Origin of the sequence: Chitinophaga chungangae (assembly GCF_017742215.1) — a bacterium.
In the GTDB taxonomy this organism is placed as follows: domain Bacteria; phylum Bacteroidota; class Bacteroidia; order Chitinophagales; family Chitinophagaceae; genus Chitinophaga; species Chitinophaga chungangae.
The window spans coordinates 145,085-168,143 of record NZ_JAGHKP010000005.1 but is presented as its reverse complement, the minus strand read 5'-3'; the positions used below and the strand labels follow the sequence as shown (position 1 = coordinate 168,143).

Here is a 23,059-nt window from a genome sequence, read left to right as displayed (position 1 = left end):
CGGTAGTTATCTTAGTAGGAAATCTGGTAGCACTGTTCCAATCACACTGTATAAAGCGACTTTATGTCGGAGACCCTCCTTATATTTTTTCTGAAAGGAATAGGAATGCTGCGCTTATGATATAGCATTTACCATGCACTTAAAAAAATCGAATCGAATTTAAAGTCAAAATCAAAATCTAGTTTTTCAAAAATCCAAGGTCAAATCACTTAGTCAACCAGTTTATCTATTCCAATTACAAAAACAGCAAAACATGAGAAGATCTCTCCGGTTATTAGCGATATTGTCGCTAGTACTGCTCATGTTGCCAGAGGCGCTGCTTGCCCGGCAACAAAAAGCCATCACCGGTACCGTACTGTCTGAAGAAGGCACCCCTATGCCCGGCGTTACAGTAAGGATTTCCGGTAGCAACAGCCGTTTTGCCCAAACGGACGTAAAAGGCTATTTCAGCATCCAGGCTTCTCCAGGGGAAGTGCTGGAATTTAGCTTCATCGGTTATGAAACAATACGGGTGACCGTGGGCGCCAATGCCACCGTGAACCTCAGCATGAAGCTTTCGGAAAGCGCGCTGAGCGAAGTGGTAGTGACGGCCATGGGCATCAAAAAAGAGCGGAAGGCGCTGGGTTATTCCGTGCAGGACATCCAGGCCGTAGAGCTGATGAAAAACAAAGACCCCAACCTCATCAATTCGCTGAACGGCAAGATCGCCGGCCTCAACATCACCAATTCCGGCGGCGCGCCCGGTTCTTCCGCGTCTATCATCATTCGCGGCGGTACTTCGCTTGAGCGCGACAACCAGCCGCTGTTCGTGATAGACGGGATGCCGATGGACAACTCCACCGGCCAGGGAGACAACAGCGCGTTCGATGGCAGCGTGAACCTGTCCACCACCAACAGCAACCGCGCGATGGACATCAACCCCGAAGACATTGAAAGCATTTCTGTACTGAAAGGCCCTGCTGCGGCGGCTTTGTACGGTCTCCGCGCAGCGGCGGGCGCCATCATCATCACCACCAAAAAAGGCGCGGAAGGCACTGTAACGGGCTCCGTTACCAGCCGGTACATCGCTAACTGGGTGAACCGCCTGCCCGAGCAGCAAAGCATATACAAACAAGGCTCCTATTACAGCGGCACTTTTACGGACCAGACCTCCCGCTCCTGGGGCGACAAGTTCCAGTCCGGCGAGCCGGTCTACGACAACATGGGCGACTTCTTCAAAACCGCCAATGCGTTCGACAACAGTTTCACTATTTCCGGCGGTTCCAAGACCGGGAATTTTTTCCTGTCAGGCTCCAATCTCAAACAGGGCGGTATTGTGCCTACCACTGATTATGACCGCAGCACCGTTCGTTTTAACGGCGAACAGAAGATCGGCCGGTTCACCTTTGGCCTGAATGCATCGTACGCAGTGAGCGAAACCAGGAAAACCCTTACCGGCAGCGGCCTCTGGGGCTCAAACGGTACAGGTTACATGGAAAGCATCATCGCCTGGCCGCGTAACGACGATATGACATTCTGGCTAAATCCCGATGGCACCAAACACCGGCTGCTGCCGGACGCTGCGCTGGACACCGATGTAGACAACCCGTACTGGCTGATCTATAAAAATCCGCAGTCAGACAGAACCAACCGCTTTATCGGTACGGCTTACGTTAACCTGAAGATCACCGACTGGCTCGATGCGACCTACAGGCTCGGCGTGGATAATTACACCACCCAGTTCAGCAGCCTCACTTCCCCCGGTTCCAGCGTAAAAGTGGCCTGGCAGAACGGGATGTTGTCTGAAACCAACCGCTATTACAATTACATCAATTCCAATTTCATGCTGAACTTCCACAAAACGTTCAGCGATTGGGACATCAATGCGATAGCGGGCGTTACAACGGAAGATTCCTACGTGAAATCCAATTCCGCCCGCGCGGAGAATTTCTCCATCCCGCAATTCATCAGCATCAACAACGCGGCGAAGGAGAACCAGTATTTCTCACAGGCCATCACCCGCAAAAGGCTTGCAGGTTTTTACGGCGATGTAAGAGTGGGGTATAAAAACATGTTGTTCCTGAGCGCTACCGGCCGCAACGACATCTCCTCCACCCTGCCGGTAAAAAACCAGTCATTCTTCTATCCTTCCGTTAGCGGCAGTTTCGTGTTTACGGAAATACTACCGAAAAGCAACATCCTTTCCTTCGGAAAGATCCGCGCATCCTGGGCGCAGGTGGGGAAAGACGCACCGCCGTACCAGACGGCCACTTATTTGTTCGGTCCTGAGCTGACCATTGGCGGCGGTTTCCGTAACTACTGGACGCGTGGCAACGAAGACCTGAAGCCTGAAACCACTACTTCTACCGAGTTTGGCGCCGAGCTGCGGTTCCTTAACGGCCGCCTTGGGCTGGATGTGGCGTATTACATCAATAACAGCAGGGACCAGATCCTGCAGCCACGTGTAAGTAATGCTACCGCATACATCCTCAGCTTTGTAAACACCGGCGAGATCGAAAACAAAGGCGTGGAAGTAACCATCAACGCCAACCCGGTGAAAAGGAAAAATTTCAACTGGAACATGTCGCTCAACATGAGCCACAACAAAGGCGTTGTAAAAGACCTCCCGGCCGCGCTGCCGATCCTTTACGTAACTGATGTACAGGTAGGCAATGCCAAAGCCGCCTCTTTCGACAAAGGCAACTTCATGGGCCTGAGCGGTTCAAAATGGCAGACCGACGAAAGCGGCAACCTGCTGATCGACTGGGCTACGGGTTACCCGCTTACATCCACCCTCACCACTACGCCAGTTGGCAACCGCGAGCCTAACCTGCTGGGCGGTTTGAACAACAGCCTCAGCTACCGGAACTTTAATTTCTCCATGCTGTGGGACTTCCGCGTGGGTGGCGACATCTACAACGGTACCGAGTACCTGCTCACCGCCTATGGTCTCAGCAAACGCACCGAAAACAGGGGCAGCGAGATCACCTTCACCGGCATGAGCCTCAACCCGGCCACGTCCAAATACGAACCGGTAACGAAAACGGTGATTGCTAGTGAAAAGTATTACCGGGACATTTATTCCAACCATGCGCCGTTCTTCATCACGAAAACGAACTGGTTGCGCCTGCGTTCCGTATCGCTCGCGTATTCTCTGCCCAGGACCGCCTTCACCCGCATACCCTGGCTGAAAGACGCGACCATCACCGCTACCGGCACCAACCTGGCGTTGTTTACCAACTATGAAGGCATGGACCCTGAAACCAGCGCTGCCGGCGCAGGTGTGATCGGCTCAGGCTCGGTGGGGATCGACTATGCCGGCGTGCCCGCCACCTCCGGCTTTGCGGTTGGTTTAAATCTTAAATTCTAAAAGTTACGGTAATGAAAAAGATACTCTGTTATATAAGTTTGTCGCTCGTTTTTGTCTCCTGTAAAAAATGGGTGGACATCAACGAGAACCCGAACAGCGCCAACTCCACGGTACCTACCGCGGAACAGCGCCTCCCGCCATTGATCGCACAGTTCGTTGACGGCTACGAAAGCGCAGGCACCCGCGCCGCTTTTGTATCCCAACAGCTGGCCGTGGTGTACGCCAACAACAACAACTGGAACCTTACCCGCTGGTACTCCAACGTGAGCAGCGCCAATTGGCCCTGGCAAAGCTGGTACGTAAACACTGCCGTGAATATCGATCCGCTCATCACCGCGGCCGAAAAAGTGGAAGCATGGCATTACATCGGTGCGGCCAAAGTCATCAAAGCATGGGGATTCGGTTATCTCGCCGATTTTTATGGTATGTTGCCTTACGATGAGTTCAATAACAAAGACATCCTCACGCCCAAGTTCGACGAAGCCGAATATATCCAGGGTAAAGTACTGGCATTGCTGGACGAAGCCATCGCCGATCTGCAGAAAACACAGGGCCCAATAGCGCCGCCGCTGGCGAAGGGGGACATTCTCAACAAAGGGAAAGTAGACAACTGGATACGCCTGGCCTGGGGCCTCAAAGCCCGTTTCATGCTGCACACCAGTAAAAAAGCCAACTTCGACGCACAAGCCGTATTGGACGCAGCAAACAAAGGCCCGCAAAACGAGTTGCAAAGCACCGTGATGCAATACGTCGACGAAGGGCCAACCGTACCCAGCGCAGCTAAGGAAGCCCTGCAGTACACCAATACCGGTACTACCGCAAGGCTTACCAAACTGTACATGGATTACATCCTGAACAACTACACCGGTGCGCCCACCGGCGTCAATAACATGGAAGACCCGCGCGCCAACCTGCTCATTCCCCGTTCCACGAACAAATTCAACATGTTCTACCGGACCCAGGGGGTAGACATGACCAGCGACCTGCCCAAAACAGGCCCGGCCGCCGTTTCGTACAACGCAAACACCAATTCCTTCTCCAACAAAGATTCCATCTACGTGACCCTGCGTAAAACACCCTATGCGCCTTCATCGTCAGACCGCATACAGAGCACGGGCACCTGGTATACCGCCCGTGGTGCAAAAGGCTTGCTGCTGACGGTTTCTGAAATGGAGTTCATCAAAGCGGAAGTGCTGCTTCGCCTCAACCGCCCGATCGAAGCACTTGCAGCCTATAAAGCAGGCATCGCGTCGCATATGTCCCTCATGGGCGTTAGTCCGCTCACCATCGGCGAGTTCAGCCTCAGCACGTCTATCGTACAAAATCCCGCGCAGCTCACCATGAGCCACATCATGATCCAGAAATACATCGCGATGTCGTACTCACCCGAACTGTGGGTAGACCTGCGCCGCATGAACTACTGCACAGACGCCGCCGGCAATTACAACGAAGCCTCCGGTGTATACAAAGGCTTCAAACGCCCGTCTCACGTGTATGTGGAAGCATACCCGAACCAGACCGACTGGCCCCGCAGGTTTGCAGTCGCCAGCTACGAGATCAACTACAACATCGAGCAGGTGTTGAAAGCCAATCCCGATGCTGCGAAACCGACCTACCTCAACCAGCCGATCTGGTGGGACAAACCGTAAAAAACAACGTTGCCGTATACGGAAAGCCGCCTGCAAAAACAGGCGGCTTTTCTTTTCACAACAACCGTAAACCCACTGCTGTTGCCAATTCCGCCACCCAATTTGCCTCAATCACCCCTCCTTTCATTCATCCTAAGCCCGTAACTTTATAAAAAAAACCAGGCTTATGTTCAAAGACACCAAAGCATTCAGCAGTTTTTCCGTGAATGACCTCGAAAAAGCAAAACAGTTCTACGGCCAAACGCTTGGCCTCAACGTACAGGACGGTGAAATGGGCACGCTGAACCTCAGCATAAAAGGCGGCGCCAACATACTCATCTACCCGAAACCCAACCACACGCCAGCTTCCTTCACTATTCTCAACTTCCCGGTGAAAGACGTGGACGAGGCCGTGGATGCGCTCATGCAGAAAGGCGTTCAGTTCGAGCATTACAACGAAGGCGACCTGAAAACGGACAAAAAAGGCATCATGCGCGGCAACGGGCCGGTGATCGCGTGGTTCAAAGACCCCGCGGGCAACATCCTTTCCGTGTTGCAGGAGGACGAAAAGTAATCGTACCTTCGCGCGATGGATTATTTTGCAAGGCTGCAGGAGCTGTTAAAAATCGAAAAGGAAGAAGATAAAAGGAACTATCGCCAGCTTACGGAAACCTCACCGGTGGCCGTCAGGCGGGCGAACGGCCTTACCTGGTACCCCATCGCCATCCGCGGCTCCGAAATGAGCCGCGGCGATTACCTGACCGTGGAAATGGAACGCACCACCCACCAGGAGATCGTGCACCAGCTGCGTTTCGGCGCCGCCGCCATGTTGTTCTCGCATCACAATCCGAAAGAACATCACGTGGAAGGCGTTATTTCCTGGCAAAGCGGCAACCGTCTGAAACTCACGCTGCGCACGGACGAACTGCCGGATTGGGCGGACGATGGCAAGCTCGGCGTCGACCTGCTGTTCGACGACAACAGCTACGACGAAATGCAGAACGCCCTCAAACAGGCCGCCGCGCTCGCCGAAAAAACCAATGAAGGCAGGCTCGTCCGCATCCTCACCGGCACACAGGCGCCTTCTTTTCATGCCGGCACGCCGCCTTTCCAGCATGCGCGCCTCAACAACTCGCAGCGGGAAGCCGTGCAAATGATCCTTTCCGCCAACGATATCGCCATCGTACACGGCCCTCCCGGCACCGGCAAAACCACCACGCTGGTGCAGGCCATCAAAGCCCTCATCGCACAGCAACCGCAGCAGGTGCTGGTGGTGGCGCCCAGCAATACCGCAGTAGACCTGCTCAGCGAAAAACTCTTTGAAGAAGGCCTGAACGTTTTGCGCGTGGGCAACCCGGCACGAGTGTCCGAAAAACTCACTGCCCTCACGCTGGACAGCAAGATCGCCGAACATCCTTCCAGCAAGGAGATCAAACGCCTGAAAAAACAAGCCAACGAGTTCCGCGACATGGCGCACAAATACAAACGCAATTTCGGCAGGTCGGAGCGCGAGCAACGCAAAGCACTGTTCGCCGAAGCAAGGAACATCCTCAAATCCGTCGAAAACACCGAACAGTATATCATCGACGATGTGATCGCCAAAGCCCAGGTGGTAACCGCCACGCTGGTAGGCGCCAATCACTACACCGTCCGCGGCCGGCAGTACCACACCGTCGTGATCGACGAAGCGGGCCAGGCGCTGGAACCGGCATGCTGGATACCCGTGCTCAAAGCGCAAAAAGTAGTGCTGGCGGGCGATCATCACCAATTGTCCCCCACCGTTAAATCCGACGAAGCGGCGCGCAAAGGGCTCAGTACCACCCTGCTCGAAAAATGCACCGCGCTTTATCCCGAAGCCGTGGTGATGCTGGAAGAACAATACCGCATGCATGCCACCATCATGGGATATTCCTCGTCCATTTTTTATAAAGACAAACTCAAAGCGCACGCTTCCGTGGCGGACCACCTGCTGCACCCCACCGAAACCCCGTTGGTGTTCGTGGATACGGCCGGTTGCGGGTTCGATGAAAAAACGGAAGGCACCAGCACGAGCAATCCCGAAGAAGCCGCGTTCCTTTTCAAACATCTCCGCCAGCTGGTCGGCACATTGAGCACACATTACAGCAAAGAAAACTTTCCCGGCATCGCCGTGATATCGCCGTACCGGGAACAGATCTACCTGCTGAAGGAGCAGCTCGAACATTCGCCGGAGCTGAAAGCTTACGGCGACCGCATCTCCGTGAACACGATCGACAGTTTCCAGGGGCAGGAGCGCGACGTGGTGTACATCAGCATGACGCGCAGCAACACCGAAAACAAGATCGGTTTTTTGTCGGACGTACGGAGGATGAACGTAGCCATGACGCGCGCGCGCAAAAAACTGGTGGTGATCGGCGACAGCGCCACGCTTTCGCAATTCCCCTTTTACGCCGATTTTATCGCTTACGCCGAAGCGCGCGACGCATACCGCAGCGCATGGGAATACATGGAAAATTAGGGCGTTAAATCGTATTTTTATCCGGAGAAAGCGGTGACCTGCCGATATAATCCTGCAATATCCTGTGAATTTCCGGAACGCTTTCCCAACCATGCGAGAACCATGACCCGCACCTGGATATTTTGCTGCCTGTTCCTGTTACCGTCGTTGCTGCATGCGCACGAGGGCCTGCGGTTCCGTTTCCTGGACCTGCCCGCTTCCCTGCGCGATGTTAGCATCACCCACGTGGCGGAAGACAGGAAAGGGATCATCTGGTTCACTACCAGCAGCGGCCTTCACCGGTACGACGGCAACCGCCTGCTCACGTTCGACCTCTTCAGCAAACCCGCCATCATCAGCAACGCTATCAACTGCCTGCTGGCAGACGGGCGGGACCGCATCTGGGCCGGCTCTCCCAACGGTCTCACCATGATCGACCTGCACACATGGAAAGCCGTGAGCTGGCAATTCCATCCCGGTTCAAAAGAAAGCCTTTACGTGCGGATCATCTGCGAAGGAAAAGACGGCTCCATTTACGTCATCTCCAACAACGGCGTATTATACCGCGTCAGCAACGGCAAACTGGTTACGGTGGCCGATTTCAGAAAACTCATACCCGGCCCCGACGTGCAGCTGGGCGCCGTATTCGAGCCGGTGGACGGCGAACTGTGGGCCCTGGTGAACGGGCGCTTCGCCGTGCTGCGCGGGCAAAAGATCGTGCGTTTTTTTCCTTCCGCGGATTTAAAGGACGCCATCACCGACCGCGTATTGTTTCACAAAAGCGGGAAGGTGATATTCAATGTTTCCAACGACGGCGTGTATACCGGCGATATCAAAACCGGCAAAGTTTCCCGCTGGAAACACCCGCTCAACGATTCGCTTGCCACACAGCGCAAGGTCAGTTTTTTCAATTTGCAGAACGATAATGTTGGCGTATACATCAATAAATATGGCTTCATCGCCCTCGATCCGGAAACGGGGCAGTCCATGGAAACGGAGCCCGAAGTGCTGCAGCATTTTACCAACGCGGGCATGCTGATGTTTCCCGGCCGGGCAGAAAAAACATATTTCAGCTTCAACAAAGGCATTGCAGTGCTGGAGCCCGTCAGCACCCCGTTTCATAATTATCTCGGCACCGCTTCCTCCGAAACCGTGCCGTACAGCGTGCGCTGCATCTACCGCCGGGCAGACAGTTCCTGGATCATCGGCAATTACCGCGACGGGCTCACCCTGCTCGACGAAAAGACCGGCCGCATTACGCCCATCGCGCAGCGGTTTATTTACACCCTGCTGCCCTGGGGCAAAGATTCACTGCTGGCGGGCACGGAAGGAGACGGGCTGATGTGGCTCGATCCTTCGTCGCTGGCGTTCAGCCCTCTCAGGAAAGACCCCGCCGGCGGTCTTACTTCGCAAACCCGCTACGTAGTGAGCCTTTACCGCGAAAACGATTCGCTGGCGTGGGTGGGCACCTACAGCGGCCTTTACCTGCTCAACGCGCGTAAAGGCCGTATAGTGCCGGTTCCCGGCTTGTACGCCAACAAACGTATCATGACTGCGAAAGTTTTCCAGGTACTGGCCAAAGGTTCCCTGAAATATATCGCCACGGGCGCCGGGCTTTTTATTTTCGATGCCCGTTCGGGAAAAATTACCCGGGTGCCGGAAGGGCAGCCGGAAACAGGCGTGTATTGCCTGCGTGAAGTGAACGATCATATCTGGGCGGGCACGAATGGCCGCGGTATATTGGTGACGGACATGCAGGGAAAACTGACCGCCACGATCGGCACCGGCAACGGGCTGGCAGGAAACGCCGTATATTCGGTACTGTTAGCCGGGCCGTATGCCGTTGCCGGAACGGACCATGGCCTGAGCCTGGTGCATACGGTTACGTATGCGGCGCGTAATTTTTCCCGGCTGAACAAACTTCCTTCCAACGAATTTAACCACTCCGCCGCGCTGCAGGACGGGGATAAGATGTATTTCGGCACCATCAACGGTTTCACCGCATTCGACCCCAACCAGCTGCTGGCCGCCGATACGGCGCAAAGCTTTCCCCTGCTGTATTTCACCAGTTTCACCACCAGCAGTCACCGGGGCCAGGTGCAGGACTACACGCTGCCTTACCGCACTGTTAAAGCCCTGCGGGTGCCGCCCCGCACCGAATATTTTTCGCTGCGTTTCGGCGGGCCTGACCAGGAAATGCGGCAGCTGCAATATTTCTACCGGCTGAAAGATGAAGACTGGAAAGAACTGGGCAGGCAGCCGGAGATCAGCTTCGCGGGCCTCGATCCCGGTGAATACCTAGTACAGCTCGCCGCCCGCTCTTCGCCAGGCAATGCCACGCAAACGCTGCTCACTATGCCGCTTACCGTGTTGCCCGCCTGGTACCAGACCTGGTGGTTCCGCACACTGGCGCTGCTGTTCGCCGTATGCGCCATCTGGCTCGTTTACCGTTACCGTTTGCGGCAATTGCTGAGGGAGCAACAGCTGCGCACCAAAATAGCCGGCGACCTGCACGACGAAGTGGGCAGCTCGCTCACCCGCATTTATTTCCAGGCAGACCTGCTGCGCATGAAAGAAGAAAACGCGCCCGCCCTTCAAAAGATCGCCGATACCAGCCGCGATGCGCTCACCACCATGAGCGATATGGTATGGTCTATCGACGCGCGGTTCGACACGGCCGCCGATCTCGTGAGCCGTATGCGGGATTACATCGTGAAGCTGCAGCAGGAACTCGAGCTGGGCTGTTCTTTCCAGGTAACGGGCGGGTATGAAGACAAGCCGCTCAGCCAGATCATCCGTCAGAATTTTTTCCTCATTTTTAAAGAAGCAGTGAACAATGCGGCGCGGTATGCTTCCGAAGGCGCCGTGAACATTCATCTTCATTTCGGCAAACGGTTGGAACTGACCGTGCAGAATCCCTGCGAAGAACCGCCGCGCTCGATGGGCGCTTACCAGGGCGGGCAGGGCCTGCAGCATATGAAGCTGCGGGCGGGGCGCATGAAAGGGGAACTGGAAACCTGCGCCGGGAAAGGCGCTTTCAAGGTCAGGCTGTCTGTACCCTGGTAAATTTCCTCCCCCAAAAGAGGGAGAGATACTTTCACCCTTAATACACATCTTTACAGCATGATTTACCTGGGAATCCTGGAAGACGATGCAGAGATCAGGCAAACGCTGACGGAGTACTTTTCGCGGCAGCCGGGATTCACTTGCGCCGTAAGCAAAGGCGATGTGGTGTCTTTCATGGAAGCATGGGACGAACAGGTAAAACTCGACATGGTATTGTCAGACATCGGGCTGCCCGGCGAATCGGGCATACAGGGCATTCAGCGCATCAAACGCCGCTCGCCCCGCTGCCAGGTAGTGATGCTCACGGTGTACGACGATCCTGAAAAAATATTCCAGGCGCTTTGCGCCGGCGCAACCGGTTACCTGCTGAAACAAACGCCCCTGCAAAAGATCAGGGAAGGCCTCATCAGCCTGCGCGATGGCGGCGCGCCAATGTCGCCCGGCGTGGCCCGCAAAGTGGTAGCATATTTTAACCCGAGATCGGCCGAAGACCTGGAAGAAAAACTCACCCCGCGCGAAGCGCAGATACTCCAGGCCATTGAAGAAGGGCTTACCAACAAAGAAACCGCCATCCGGCTCGATATTTCCCTTGAAACGGTGAAAACACACATCAAGAACATCTATCAAAAACTGGAAGTGAACAGCCGCCACGCGCTCATTTCAGGCAAATACAAAAAACAACCCTGACGTTATTTTAATGCATGAACGGAAATCATGCTTACGTCCTATTTTTCCCTAGTATCGCAAAGCACGGCCCGGGCAGCGCAAGCAAGCCCGGGTTCGTTATTTTCCATGGAGCCCGATCCTGAAACCCGCATAAAAATTACGGCCCGGAGCGGCGTTGTAATAACGGCCCGCGGCGGCGTTGATGTCGTTGCCAAGACTGTATTTTTCGTCGAGCAGGTTATCCGCTCCCGCAAACACTGCCGCCTGCCATTTATCGTTCCGGTCAAATGTATACTGTGCCTTTACGCTTAACAGGTGGAAGGATGTTGCTTTATCGGTATTGGCGTCGTTCAGCCAGGTGTCGCTGTTGTATTGATAGGTAAGGAAAAGCCCCAGCGCGCGCGTGACGTTGACATCCGCGGTAGCTGCAACGGTGTGCGCGGGCGTGCCGGGAAGCGCGTTGCCGTCGTACACTTTATCCTGCTGGCGAAACTCGTCGTACCGGAAATGATGAAAGGTGTATGCCCCGCGAAGCGCGAGCAAATTGTTGAAACGGTACAGCAGCAACGCTTCAAAACCTTTCTGCGTGGTGGCCCCGGCATTCTCGAAATAATCCGCGCCGGCGGCGTCTCTCCGCTGCACGATCGCGTCCTGCAGGCGGAACCAGAAAACGTTCACGTCGTACCAGAAACCGTTTTTCCCGCCGCCGCGAACGCCGGCTTCGTAGTTCCAGCCTTTCTCCGCCTGCAGCGTCGTGTTGATCACGCTCGTGCTGGGCAGCAGCTCGGCCACCGTGGGCGGGCTGAAACCTTTGGACACGATCGCGTATACATTCGCCCATGCGTCGAACTGCTTCATGACCGCCAGTCTTGGCGCCCATTCGTTTTTGTAACGGCTGGTGAAACGGAATGCCGGCGTTTCAGACAAACGCGTGAAGGCCGTACGGTTATTGTTCATACTAATGCCCGCCGTGATCGTCCAGCCATGCGGCAGCAGCAATTCAGGCTGAAGGAAAAGCGAATAGATGGTATTGTTGACCTTGTCGTCCGTCTGCAACACGCCCGCTTCCCCGTCTGCGTTCGTGAACACTTTCGTGGAGAAATTCCCGTGCTGCGCTTCCGCGCCGGCCAGCACGCGCAAAACGGAACGTGAATAAGTGAATACGGTCCTTCCGCCGAAATGCGGTTCCCTGCGTTTCTCGTAATTGCGGATGGTCGGGTTTTCCACGGTGCTGAATGCGCCATACACGCCGGTGGTCTGCTGCCAGTGCTCGTTCCAGCGGTAGCCGAACTGCGCGCCGCCCCAAATGGTTTGCTGGCGGATAGCCGCATGTGCGTCCGGCGCGGAAGGAAAACCGCCTCCCGCGGGCCTTGCCTGTTTCCGGTCTGCTTCATATTGCGCCAGCGTAAGGCCGCCCGGCGTTTCATAAAACAGGTCGCCGTACAACACATATCCTTCTAAAGTGGCTTTGGTGTTGGGTTTCCACTGTCCGCCCCAACCCGCCACCTTGCGGTTCATGTAAGTCTGCGCGCGGTAACCGTTCGATTCCTGCCAGCTGAGCAATGCCTGCTGCCGGAACACGTCGTTTCCCCAGCTGCCTTTGCCCGTCAGTAAATGACTGCCGAAACTGCCGCCCGTATAACCCGCGGTAAAACGGTCGGTTTCCCCGAAATCGCTGTCTGCCAGCAGCACGCCGCCTGTGCCCGCGCCGTACAGGCTGCTGCCGGGGCCTTTCAGGATCTCCATATCGGTGAAATTGCCAAGCGCGAACTGGTTCAGGTAAGTATTGCCGCCCGGATCGGTGAAAGGCAGGCCGTTGTAATACATTTTCACATTGCGCACCCCGAACGGCGAGCGCAGGGAACTGCCGCGGATGTTGAGCCGGTAGCTGCCGGGCGAACGTTCTTCCATTCTCACGCCCGGCAGGGTATTGAGCGCGGGCAAAATAGATTGCCCCGAAAGCCTTTGCAGATCCTGCGGGCGCACGAGGCTCACGGCCGCGGGCACCGCGCTCAGCGCGCGTTGCTGTGAATATCCATGCACGGTGATGCCGCCCAGGGTGGTTGTATCGGTTTGTGCCAGGGCGGGAAAGGAAACCGCCACGGCAAAAAGGGTCGTCAAGGTTTTAATGGGAGCCATAAGGCCGCAAAATAGGAAATCCGCTTTAATGGATCGTATGCGACATGGAAGACCGGTAATGCAGGCCCTCATATCTGATAGGATATTAACCTCCCGGCGCACGGATCAAGTCCGGCTCCTGTCCCGCTCAACTCCGTCTCGCCTGTATCTCTTTTATTAACCCTGGCGGTTTCCCGGCTATTTCACGGCAATTTTGGGCCACGATTCCGCTCAAAAAGCAAAATACCATCAAGCCGGCGCCCCTATTTTGATACAGCCGGCAAACTGACGCGAACCGTTTAACGAATTAGTGATATTTTTGCGGTTTAAACCGATTTGAACTTGAGCGCACCCGTTTTCCTGATCACACCGCCTTTTACACAGCTGAACACGCCTTACCCGGCCACAGCCTACCTGAAAGGTTTTCTGAATACCAAAAATATCCCGGCTTTCCAGGCGGACCTGGGTATCGAGGTTACGCTTGCGCTGTTTTCCCAAAACGGGCTGCAAACGTTGTTCGAACGCGTGAGCCGCCACGATAAACCGGTTTCCGAAAACGTTTCCCGCATTATCGCTTTGCAGGACGATTATATTCACACGGTAGACGATGTGGTGCGTTTCCTGCAAGGTCACAACCCTACCCTGGCGCACCGCATCTGCAAACGCGATTTCCTCCCGGAAGCCGGCCGCTTCGCGCAGCTGGAAGACCTTAGCTGGGCCTTCGGCTCCATGGGCACGCAAGACAAGGCCAAACACCTCGCCACCATGTACCTGGAAGACCTGAGCGACCTGATCATGGAATGCGTGGACGAACATTTCGGTTTCAGCCGTTACGCCGAAAAACTGGCGCGCTCCGCCAACAGTTTCGACGAACTGTACGAAGCGCTGCAGCAACCTTACACGTACATCGACGAGATACTTATCCGTTTGCTCTCCAAACGGATGGAAACCGTACAACCTGCCATGGTAGCCATTTCCGTCCCTTTTCCCGGCAACCTTTACACTTCGCTGCGCTGCGGCCAGTGGATCAAAAAAAAATACCCGGGCGTGAAAGTGGCGATGGGCGGAGGTTTTGCCAATACGGAACTGCGCTCGCTCAGCGACGCGCGCGTGTTTGAATTTTATGATTTTATTACGCTGGACGACGGGGAAGCGCCCATCGAAAACCTCTACGGTTTTATCACCGGCGCCAAAAAGCAGGAGGAACTGAAACGCACGTTTATGCTGGTAAACGGCGAAGTAACGTATTTCAACAATCAAAGCTGCACCGATTATAAACAGGGGCAGGTAGGCACGCCGGACTACAGCGATTTTCTTTTAGACAAATACATTTCCGCGATAGAAGTGGTGAACCCGATGCACCGCATGTGGAGCGACGGCCGCTGGAACAAGCTCACCATGGCCCATGGCTGTTATTGGGGCAAATGCACCTTCTGCGATATTTCGCTCGATTACATCCGTTTGTACGAGCCGGTGGCCGCGTCGCTGCTGGTTGACAGGATAGAGGAGATCATCGAACAAACCGGCGAAACCGGCTTCCATTTCGTGGACGAAGCCGCGCCGCCCGCGCTGATGCGGGCTTTGGCGCTGGAGATCATCCGCAGGAAACTGACCGTAAGCTGGTGGACGAACATCCGTTTCGAAAAAAGTTTCACGCGCGACCTTTGCCTGTTGCTGAAAGAATCCGGCTGCATCGCGGTGAGCGGCGGGCTGGAAGTGGCTTCAGACAGGCTGCTGGAACTGATACAGAAAGGCATTACCGTGGCGCAGGTGGCGCAGGTGAACCGCAACTTCACCGAAGCCGGCATTATGGTGCACGCTTACCTGATGTTCGGCTTCCCGACTCAAACCGCGCAGGAAACCATCGATTCGCTCGAAATGGTGCGGCAGATGTTCAAAGCGGGCATATTACAATCCGCCTTCTGGCACCTTTTCACCATGACGGCCCACAGCCCCGTGGGCCTCGAGCCCGCGAAATTCAAAGTGCGCAAGGAAAACGAAGCGTTGGGCGCTTTCGCCAACAACGACCTCCAGCATATCGACGAAAGCGGCGCCGATCACGGAGCATTCAGTTTCGGCCTCAAAAAATCGCTGTTTAATTTCATGCACGGCATTTGCCTGGATGATCCATTGCAGAAATGGTTCGAGTTCAAAGTGCCGAAAACGAGGATAGCGCCCGATTACATCGTGAACGCGCTGCTGGAAGACCGCTTCGCTTCCGCCAAACCCACCGCTAAAATCGTGTGGCTCGGCAAAAAACCCATGCTCGAAACTTATACCAAAAGCAAAAAAGGCAATACCTGGGAAGTAACTTCCCTCACATTCCAGAACCGGAAAGAAAAGATCAATATCAATGTGGACCCGCAACAGGGCCAATGGCTGGCCGGCATACTGGAGAAGGCTTCCGTGGACCAGCCCAAAACGCTTACGCTGCAGGAAGTGAAAGACAGCTACGCCGCGGCGGGGCTGGAAGATTTCGAGCTTTTCTGGGACAACAAACCCGTGAACAACCTGTATAAATTCGGGCTATTGAATTTGTAGGATCAACGTTTTTTACCGCCGCGCGTTTTCGGTTTGCCGTATTTTTTCATCATTTTGTCCTTGTGGCTCACCTTCACGTTCACTTTTTTATTCTTCGCCGACTTTTCATGAAAAGCCCCGCCGGATTCGCGTTTTGGCTGTTTCAGCGCAATGTTCGGCACGATCGTTTCAGGAATTTCGGCTTTGGTAAGCACCGTAGAGATCTCTAAATTTTCAGGCAATGGCGTTACCGGCACTTGATAATTCATCACCGCTTCCGCTTTTTCAAGCTGCTCCATTTCCTTCTCCGTTACAAAACTGATGGCGATGCCCTCTTTGTCTTGCCGCCCGGTACGCCCGATGCGGTGCACATAACTTTCCGGCACTTCGGGCATATCGAAATTGATCACGTGCGTGACCTCTGAAATGTCCAGCCCGCGCGCGATGATGTCCGTTGCGATCAGCAGCCTGAAAGTGCCGTTCTGGAACTGGTTCACGGAATTAAAACGGTAGTTCTGCTCTTTGTTGGAATGTATCACCCCCACTTTGCCCGGCATGTCTGCCTCGAGGCTTTCAAACAGCTGGTCCGCCAGTTGTTTGGTAGACACGAAAAGCAATACCTTGCTCATGTCTGCCCGTTCTTTCAGCAGCAATTCCAGCAGGTTCACTTTTGTGTTGAAGTTGGGAACATGGTAAACGCTCTGCGCGATGTTTGCCAGCGGAGTGCCCGCGGGCGCGGCTTCGATTACGGCGGGGTGATTGAAAAATTCGGTGATGAGCGCTTCCACCTCCGGGGTGATGGTGGCGGAAAACATCAGGTTCTGCCTTTTTGCGGGCAGCAGATCGAGAATGTTTTTGAGCTGTGTGCGAAAGCCGAGGTTCAGCATTTCGTCCACTTCGTCGATCACCAGTCTTTTGATGTTCTTGAGTTTGAGCGCGCCGCTCAGCACGATGTCCACCAGCCGGCCGGGCGTAGCCACTACCACGTCCAGTTTGCCTTCGGCGGTCGCCATTTGCGGGTTCATATTGGTGCCGCCGTAAAAACCCGCCACTTCCACGTTCATGTACGGCGTGAGTTTTTTCACGGATTCCACTACCTGCGCTACCAGCTCGCGGGTGGGCACTACTACGAGGATCTGCGGGAAACGGTCTTTGGTAAACGACCACTGGCGCAGGCAGGGCAGCAGGTAAGCAAAGGTTTTGCCCGTGCCCGTTTGCGCGATGCCGCATACGTCCTGCCCGCTCATAACCACGGAAAACACCTTTTGCTGGATGGTGGTAGGCGTGGTCACGTTCAGGTCTTGCAGGGCTGCAAGCAGCGGTTTGTTCAGGTTCAGATCGTTGAAAGTCATAGTGTGCCGGTACGATTAAGCCGCAAAAGTACGCCAATTTGACCTTTTCGCGCCGTACGGGCATAAAAAAGGGACCGCCCGGTATGCCCGGATGGTCCCTTATCGCTGAAAAGCGCGGATTATTTGGCGTTGGCCACAAGCGTTACGTCGAGCGTAAAGTCGTCGTAGATCGCTTTATCGCCCAGGTTTTCGAAGAAGTTCTTGGAGCGGTACTTGATATCGAACTTGGTACGGTCTACCGTTACGGTCGCCTTTGCGGTGGCTTTACCGCCTGAAACGGCCACGGTAGCGGGGAAAGAAACCGCGTTGGTGATGCCTTTGATGGTCAGGTTGCCGGTTACGTCGTAATTGCCGCCGCCTTTGGAAGTGGCGCTGGTGATCACGAACGTGGCGGTGGGGTGTTTTTCCACGGAAAAGAAATCGTCGCTTTTCAGGTGGCCCACCAATTTGCCGTTCATATCGGCATTGGTGATGTCGGTAACGGTGATGCTCTTAGTGTCCAGCGTAAAGCTGCCGCCTTTCAGCACGTTGTTATCGATATTGAGCTGCCCGGCGGCTACGCTGATGGCGCCGGCATGGGAGCCGGTCATTTTTTTGGCGTTCCAGGTCAGTTTGCTCTGCTGGTGGTCTACCTGGTAAACTGCATATGTTTTCCGGGCGTGTACGGCAGGTTTTGCAGGGTTCTCGCTGGCTGGCGCAGCGAAGGACATCAGGATGGCCGCTCCGCTGATGAATAATAAAGTGGCTAAACGTCGCATTTGGTCTGGTTTTAAAAAAAAATTGGTTCGCAGTGTAAGATCAAAAATCTGTCCCAATTTACATAATCCTGCAATACGGGTAGATTCCCCCCGGATTACTACGGCTACTTTAGCATTTGCTTCACAAACATTTCACATAAGTTTTACACTTCAGCATATACTTTAGAGGCAGCAATCCGCATGTGCGCTTCCGCCATTCCAGTACATGCAGGGCCGGTCTTTCATCCGTCGTTTACCCTCCACCGTATTCATCCGGGAACCCCTGTTTTCAGCTGAACGTATTGAACGGAAACCTTCGCTCAGCTTATGGAAAGCCGGTCATTGCGACCGGCTTTCGCCTTTTCCAGAATATACGGATAATCTGCCGAAAGATAAAATAGTTTATAAGCCCCGATCTTGTTAAATTCAGTATACCAATACTGTTTATATTGCGCTCTTTCCGCAGCGTGCGGCCATTAACGTGAAACCAAAACAGCGCCCGACCCACAGATCCAGATTTTTTTCATCATAAATTGTCCGTCGTTTGCCAGGCGGGCATGTACACGAAGGTCTGTCCGAATCCCCCATGAAAGAACCTTTGCAAACGCCCTTCCGGGTGCGCGTACAGGGTATTTATTTATTGATGTCGCCCAATTCCACCTTCCTCCTTTCATTCACGATGATGTGCGTGGTATGGGTGAAAACCTTATCCCCGTTACCGTATTCCAGGAACATTTCCAGCGGCATCACTACCGGCGGGTAGGAGCCTGCTATGCGCATCCGTTCGATCTGTATCTTGAAATGTTCCGGCATCAGGCTGTAGCCGGGGAAAACGGCGTGCGGGTCCATGGGTATCCAGACGTAGGCAGTTACTTTGGAATGATTGGTGTTCACCACCCGGGGGTCTTGCCGGAGGTTGTGCGCCACATATTCCTCGCAGGCCACGCCGGCGATCACTTTTTTGCTGCCTGTGCGCGTCAGCTGGCTGAGGTAGCCGATCTCGCCGGGGTATACCGGCTCCATGCCTTCCAGCTGCAGCCGCGTTTTGTCTCCGCTGGCAATGCCGCCCACCCCGGCCAGCATCAGCTGCGATTCTTTCCCGAAATCCCCGTAAAAATGATATTTGGTGCCGGTGCTGCGGCTTTTGAGCTGTATGCTGAAAGCGGCCTGGGTGCTGCTGTAATAGATCACGATGTCTTCCCCGCCGTCTATCACCCGCTGGCTGCCCTGGAAAGCCTCGCTTTCCTGGTAAACGGCCCAGTCGTATTCGTAGGAGGAATCGATTTTCACGGCATCGTCGCCCCCGATGATGAGCGTAGGCTCGGGCTGCGCGTTTTTAGCGGAACCGCGCGCCTGCGGGAACGTTTCGTCGATCGTCTCTTCGGTTTCCGCGGGCTGCTTCTTTTTACCGGTCAGCTTTTTGAGCAGCTGGGCGTGAAGGGCCGGCATACTGAGGATCATTGCCAGTGCCAGGAGGATAGGTTTTTTCATAGGTGTCTGGAAATTCTCCCGAAAGGTAAACATATTATTCTAATCCTCCATACTAACCGACCATCAAACTGCAGCCGCGCAGGGCGGAATGGTCGAGCCGGCCGAGCACTTCGAAGCTGCCGTCCGCGCCCAGCCGGCCGATATCGTCGGTGGCGATGAACGCGCAGGAGTGGATATTGGCGAGATCTACCACGTTGATCACGCCGGAAGCAGCGGTAAGGTCGAAGGGATCGTTTTCGTCGCGCAGCAGCACTTTCATCCAGGGTGGGCAGTAAAAGCGGCCCTGGCCTTTGGAATACGCCTGGCTGAGCAGTTCGGTCATGCCGTATTCCGCATGGATGGCGGGCACGCCGAGCCGTTCCATGAGAAAAGCGTGCAGTTCTTCCCGCGTCCATTCTTCTCGGCGGCCTTTCATGCCGCCGGTTTCCATCACGATGGTATGGTCCAGGTCAAGGCGGTAAGCTTCCGCGAAATCCAGGAGGGCGAAAGTGACGCCGATCAGCAATACCGGCTGGCGGCGGGCTTCCAGGGTCAGCAGCGTATCGGCCAGCTTATCGTGCTCGTAGAGGTAAAACCCGCTTTCGGGATGACGGCTGCGGGCGATCATTTCCTGAACCATGAACACCAGCGAGGAATGCCGCCGCTCGAGGTAGGAAGGCAGCAGGCCCAGCACCACAAAGTCTTCCGCGGGACCGTACATCCGCCGGAAAGCATCGGTAAAACTACGTGTATAGATCCCCGTGTCTTTCACGAAATGGCGGCTGTTCTGCGTTTGCGTGGTGCCGCTGCTTTCAAACACGGCTTCCGGCTCGAATTCGCCGCAAACCACCGGGTGGGTCTTAAAAAAACGGATGGGGAGGAAAGGCACCTCTTCCACGCGCTGTACGGCCGCCGGGTCCACCTTCAGGGCGTCCACATACGCCCGGTAAATGGCGTTCTGCCCGTACTGGTAGCGGAAAAGCTCCGGCGCCAGGGCCATCGGGTCTTTTGCTGAAAATATCCTGTCTGCGAATTGGTCCTTCATCTGGATGGCAAATTTACGAATACCGGGAGGTATATGTAACAAACCGGCGATACCTGACGTTTATAATTCAGGGTGTTTTGCCTTTTGGTCATTTTAATGTAGGTTTGTTATATGAAGAAAATAATTCTTTTATCCGCTATCGCCTTTACTTTCTTCGGTTGCAAAAAAGAAGGGGAAGCGGGCAAAAAGCCGGTGCTCACCTTCAAGTCCGTGACGATGGAAGACATCCCCACCGACGTGCATGAGATCCACTATATTTTTGACCTCCAGGACGGGGACGGCGACACGGAAGGCGAATTTTTCGTGACCGACATTTACCGCCAGGATTCCACCAAATACGACTATATGCTGATGCCCGGGCTCGAATCCCACAGCGGCATCAAGCTGAAAGCGGAGCTTACCCTCGTCGTAAGCGATGTGAACGAAAGCAACTTCCTGCGTTTGCGCGGCAACAATCCCACACCCACCACCAATCCCGATACCAGCCAGCTAAAGGTGTACATTGTGGACAAGGCCGGCAACGCATCAGACACACTTCGCCTGCCCAAAGTGGCGATCCACTATTGAGGCGCTTTCCGTACATTTGAAAAATGAGCAAAATCCAGGAACTACAGTCCAAGATCGCTGAAGCGCAGCTCGGCGGCGGACAGGCACGCATCGATTCCCAGCATAAAAAAGGCAAACTGACCGCCCGTGAAAGATTACAGCTTTTGCTGGACGAAGGTTCGTTCGAGGAACTGGGCATGTTCGTGCACAACCGCAATAAAGGCATGACCACCGACCAGGAACAGTTTCCCGGAGACGGGGTGGTGACCGGTTACGGCACGGTGAATGGCAGGCTGGTGTATGTGTTTTCGCAGGACTTTACGGTGTACGGGGGCAGTCTATCCGAGCCGCATGCCCGCAAGATCTGCCGTGTGATGGACCTTGCCATGGAAAACGGCGCGCCCCTCATCGGCCTGAACGACAGCGGCGGCGCGCGTATCCAGGAAGGCGTGGTAAGCCTCGCCGGTTACGCCGATATTTTTTACCGCAATACCCGCGCCTCCGGCGTGATCCCTCAAATATCCGCCATCATGGGGCCCTGTGCGGGCGGCGCCGTGTATTCGCCCGCCATCACCGATTTTATCCTGATGGTGGAGAACACTTCGTATATGTTCGTAACCGGGCCCAACGTGGTAAAGACCGTTACGCACGAAGAAGTGACCAGCGAAGCGCTCGGCGGCGCGCATACCCACGCCACCAAAAGCGGCGTCACGCATTTCGCGTGCGCCAACGAAGTGGAATGTATCCGCAACATCAAGGAACTGCTGAGTTATATGCCGCAGAACTGTGAAGACGATGCGCCGGTGTATCCTTACGAAAACGGCAACGAACTTCGCCCTGCGCTGAATAACATGATCCCGGAGAACCCGAACCAGCCTTACGACATGAAGGAAGTGATCGCGGAACTGACGGATGCGGGCAGCTTCCTGGAAGTACATAAAGATTTCGCGGACAATATCATTGTCGGTTTTGCGCGCGTTGCGGGCAGAAGCATCGGCATCGTGGCCAATCAGCCCGCCGTGCTGGCCGGCGTGCTCGACATTCACGCGTCCGTGAAAGGCGCGCGTTTCACGCGTTTCTGCGACGCGTTCAACATCCCGCTGCTGGTGCTGGTAGACGTGCCCGGCTTCCTTCCCGGCACCGACCAGGAATGGAACGGCATCATCACCAATGGCGCCAAACTGCTTTTCGCGCTCAGCGAAGCCACCGTGCCGAAGATCACCGTAACAACCCGTAAAGCTTACGGCGGCGCGTATTGCGTGATGAATTCCAAACACATCGGGGCAGACCTGAACTTTGCATTCCCGCAGGCGGAGATCGCCGTAATGGGGCCGAAAGGCGCGGTGGAGATCATCTACAAAAAAGAGATCGACGCGGCGGCAAATAAAGACGCCCGCATGAACGAGCTCGTGGCCGATTACACCGAACGTTTCGCCAACCCATACCTCGCCGCCGAAAAAGGGTATATCGACGAAGTGGTGACGCCCGAAGAAACGAGGGAAAAACTCATCAGGGGCTACAAAATGCTCGAAAACAAAGTGGTGAACATGCCAAAGAAAAAACACGGGAACATTCCGTTGTAAATACTAAAAGCCTCCGGAAAACGGAGGCTTTTATTTTTAACATCAATACGTCAGAATCGTTACGTTTATTAAGGCCAGCTTTGCAATACCATGAAAGAAAATAAGTTGCTCCAGGTGCTCTGTTTTATCATCGTTCTTTTTTTCACTTTATGTTTCGGGTGTCTTTCGCCTTACAAATATGCCTGGGACGAAACGATCAAGCAACCTGACGATCAGTCGATCGAAGTAATGAATTTTTTTTCCCCGCTGATATTCCTCTTCATCTTCTTCGGCCTGTTGCTTGCCAAGGGTAGCAAACGATGGGTATTTATTGTTTACGGGATCGTTATCGCCTCGGTAATTGCCAAGCTCATTTACATCAACGCTATTTCGTAATCACTTCCGTTCCATCCCGAACACGTCGTCAGTTCCATAGCGGTTGCTGCTGAAATAACCCGTGTTGCCGTCCGCGTTGAGCCACATGCCGAAATCGTCCTGCGGGGAATTGAGCGGGGCGCCGAGAT

The 23,059-nt window shown here is 54.7% G+C and carries 15 protein-coding genes; 10 read left to right on the top strand and 5 right to left on the bottom strand.

Annotated elements, in window-relative coordinates:
* Positions 1–253: 253 nt before the first annotated feature.
* The 6 genes from J7I43_RS24000 to J7I43_RS23975 all read left to right on the top strand — a co-directional run bounded on the left by J7I43_RS24000 (position 254) and on the right by J7I43_RS23975 (position 11,206).
* Positions 254–3,349 (top strand): SusC/RagA family TonB-linked outer membrane protein, encoded by a 3,096-nt coding sequence (locus J7I43_RS24000; RefSeq protein WP_209148539.1) that lies wholly within the window; start codon positions 254–256, stop codon positions 3,347–3,349.
* 11 nt (positions 3,350–3,360) lie between these two features.
* Positions 3,361–4,998: a SusD/RagB family nutrient-binding outer membrane lipoprotein gene (locus tag J7I43_RS23995; RefSeq protein WP_209148538.1), complete on the top strand. Its 1,638-nt coding sequence runs from the start codon at positions 3,361–3,363 to the stop codon at positions 4,996–4,998.
* Positions 4,999–5,164: 166 nt separating this feature from the next.
* Entirely contained in the window at positions 5,165–5,551 is a 387-nt protein-coding gene (locus J7I43_RS23990) for a VOC family protein (protein ID WP_209148537.1), read from the top strand.
* A gap of 15 nt (positions 5,552–5,566) precedes the next feature.
* Entirely contained in the window at positions 5,567–7,474 is a 1,908-nt protein-coding gene (locus tag J7I43_RS23985) for an AAA domain-containing protein (RefSeq protein ID WP_209148536.1), read from the top strand.
* A gap of 102 nt (positions 7,475–7,576) precedes the next feature.
* Positions 7,577–10,519: a sensor histidine kinase gene (locus tag J7I43_RS23980; RefSeq protein ID WP_209148535.1), complete on the top strand. Its 2,943-nt coding sequence runs from the start codon at positions 7,577–7,579 to the stop codon at positions 10,517–10,519.
* Between the two features lie 57 nt (positions 10,520–10,576).
* Positions 10,577–11,206: a response regulator transcription factor gene (locus J7I43_RS23975; RefSeq protein WP_209148534.1), complete on the top strand. Its 630-nt coding sequence runs from the start codon at positions 10,577–10,579 to the stop codon at positions 11,204–11,206.
* A gap of 96 nt (positions 11,207–11,302) precedes the next feature.
* On the opposite strand, the gene J7I43_RS23970 is transcribed toward J7I43_RS23975, so the two are convergent.
* Positions 11,303–13,306 (bottom strand): TonB-dependent receptor family protein, encoded by a 2,004-nt coding sequence (locus J7I43_RS23970; protein WP_209148533.1) that lies wholly within the window; start codon positions 13,304–13,306, stop codon positions 11,303–11,305.
* Between the two features lie 339 nt (positions 13,307–13,645).
* Between J7I43_RS23970 and J7I43_RS23965 the strand changes: the two genes are divergently transcribed.
* Entirely contained in the window at positions 13,646–15,844 is a 2,199-nt protein-coding gene (locus tag J7I43_RS23965) for a B12-binding domain-containing radical SAM protein (RefSeq protein WP_209148532.1), read from the top strand.
* A gap of 2 nt (positions 15,845–15,846) precedes the next feature.
* Here the strand turns inward: J7I43_RS23965 and J7I43_RS23960 are convergent, their stop codons facing one another.
* From J7I43_RS23960 to J7I43_RS23945, 4 genes are all read right to left on the bottom strand, one after another.
* On the bottom strand, positions 15,847–17,175 hold the full coding sequence (locus J7I43_RS23960; RefSeq protein ID WP_209148531.1) for a DEAD/DEAH box helicase: 1,329 nt from the start codon (positions 17,173–17,175) through the stop codon (positions 15,847–15,849).
* Between the two features lie 119 nt (positions 17,176–17,294).
* On the bottom strand, positions 17,295–17,933 hold the full coding sequence (locus J7I43_RS23955) for a YceI family protein (RefSeq protein ID WP_236023469.1): 639 nt from the start codon (positions 17,931–17,933) through the stop codon (positions 17,295–17,297).
* A 612-nt stretch (positions 17,934–18,545) separates the two neighbouring features.
* Positions 18,546–19,403 carry a hypothetical protein gene (locus tag J7I43_RS23950; RefSeq protein WP_209148530.1) on the bottom strand — a complete coding sequence of 286 codons (858 nt, stop codon included), beginning with the start codon at positions 19,401–19,403 and terminating at the stop codon, positions 18,546–18,548.
* A gap of 52 nt (positions 19,404–19,455) precedes the next feature.
* Positions 19,456–20,427 carry a LuxE/PaaK family acyltransferase gene (locus tag J7I43_RS23945; RefSeq protein WP_209148529.1) on the bottom strand — a complete coding sequence of 324 codons (972 nt, stop codon included), beginning with the start codon at positions 20,425–20,427 and terminating at the stop codon, positions 19,456–19,458.
* Between the two features lie 111 nt (positions 20,428–20,538).
* On the opposite strand from J7I43_RS23945, the gene J7I43_RS23940 reads away from it, so the two are divergent.
* The 3 genes from J7I43_RS23940 to J7I43_RS23930 all read left to right on the top strand — a co-directional run bounded on the left by J7I43_RS23940 (position 20,539) and on the right by J7I43_RS23930 (position 22,931).
* A complete protein-coding gene (locus J7I43_RS23940; protein WP_209148528.1) occupies positions 20,539–20,994 on the top strand; it encodes a hypothetical protein in 456 nt (151 codons plus the stop codon).
* A gap of 23 nt (positions 20,995–21,017) precedes the next feature.
* On the top strand, positions 21,018–22,556 hold the full coding sequence (locus J7I43_RS23935) for an acyl-CoA carboxylase subunit beta (RefSeq protein WP_209148527.1): 1,539 nt from the start codon (positions 21,018–21,020) through the stop codon (positions 22,554–22,556).
* Positions 22,557–22,646: 90 nt separating this feature from the next.
* On the top strand, positions 22,647–22,931 hold the full coding sequence (locus J7I43_RS23930) for a hypothetical protein (protein ID WP_209148526.1): 285 nt from the start codon (positions 22,647–22,649) through the stop codon (positions 22,929–22,931).
* The last annotated feature ends 128 nt before the right edge of the window (positions 22,932–23,059 follow it).

Excerpts from the sequence above, each read along its gene's own strand:
- J7I43_RS23940 (WP_209148528.1), top strand. The coding sequence starts at position 20,539 with ATGAAGAAAATAATTCTTTTATCCGCTATCGCCTTTACTTTCTTCGGT.
- J7I43_RS23995 (WP_209148538.1), top strand. The coding sequence starts at position 3,361 with ATGAAAAAGATACTCTGTTATATAAGTTTGTCGCTCGTTTTTGTCTCC.
- J7I43_RS23955 (WP_236023469.1), bottom strand. The coding sequence starts at position 17,933 with ATGCGACGTTTAGCCACTTTATTATTCATCAGCGGAGCGGCCATCCTG.
- J7I43_RS23930 (WP_209148526.1), top strand. The coding sequence starts at position 22,647 with ATGAAAGAAAATAAGTTGCTCCAGGTGCTCTGTTTTATCATCGTTCTT.
- J7I43_RS23960 (WP_209148531.1), bottom strand. The coding sequence starts at position 17,175 with ATGACTTTCAACGATCTGAACCTGAACAAACCGCTGCTTGCAGCCCTG.
- J7I43_RS23950 (WP_209148530.1), bottom strand. The coding sequence starts at position 19,403 with ATGAAAAAACCTATCCTCCTGGCACTGGCAATGATCCTCAGTATGCCG.
- J7I43_RS23975 (WP_209148534.1), top strand. The coding sequence starts at position 10,577 with ATGATTTACCTGGGAATCCTGGAAGACGATGCAGAGATCAGGCAAACG.
- J7I43_RS23935 (WP_209148527.1), top strand. The coding sequence starts at position 21,018 with ATGAGCAAAATCCAGGAACTACAGTCCAAGATCGCTGAAGCGCAGCTC.
- J7I43_RS24000 (WP_209148539.1), top strand. The coding sequence starts at position 254 with ATGAGAAGATCTCTCCGGTTATTAGCGATATTGTCGCTAGTACTGCTC.
- J7I43_RS23945 (WP_209148529.1), bottom strand. The coding sequence starts at position 20,427 with ATGAAGGACCAATTCGCAGACAGGATATTTTCAGCAAAAGACCCGATG.
- J7I43_RS23985 (WP_209148536.1), top strand. The coding sequence starts at position 5,567 with ATGGATTATTTTGCAAGGCTGCAGGAGCTGTTAAAAATCGAAAAGGAA.
- J7I43_RS23980 (WP_209148535.1), top strand. The coding sequence starts at position 7,577 with ATGACCCGCACCTGGATATTTTGCTGCCTGTTCCTGTTACCGTCGTTG.
- J7I43_RS23990 (WP_209148537.1), top strand. The coding sequence starts at position 5,165 with ATGTTCAAAGACACCAAAGCATTCAGCAGTTTTTCCGTGAATGACCTC.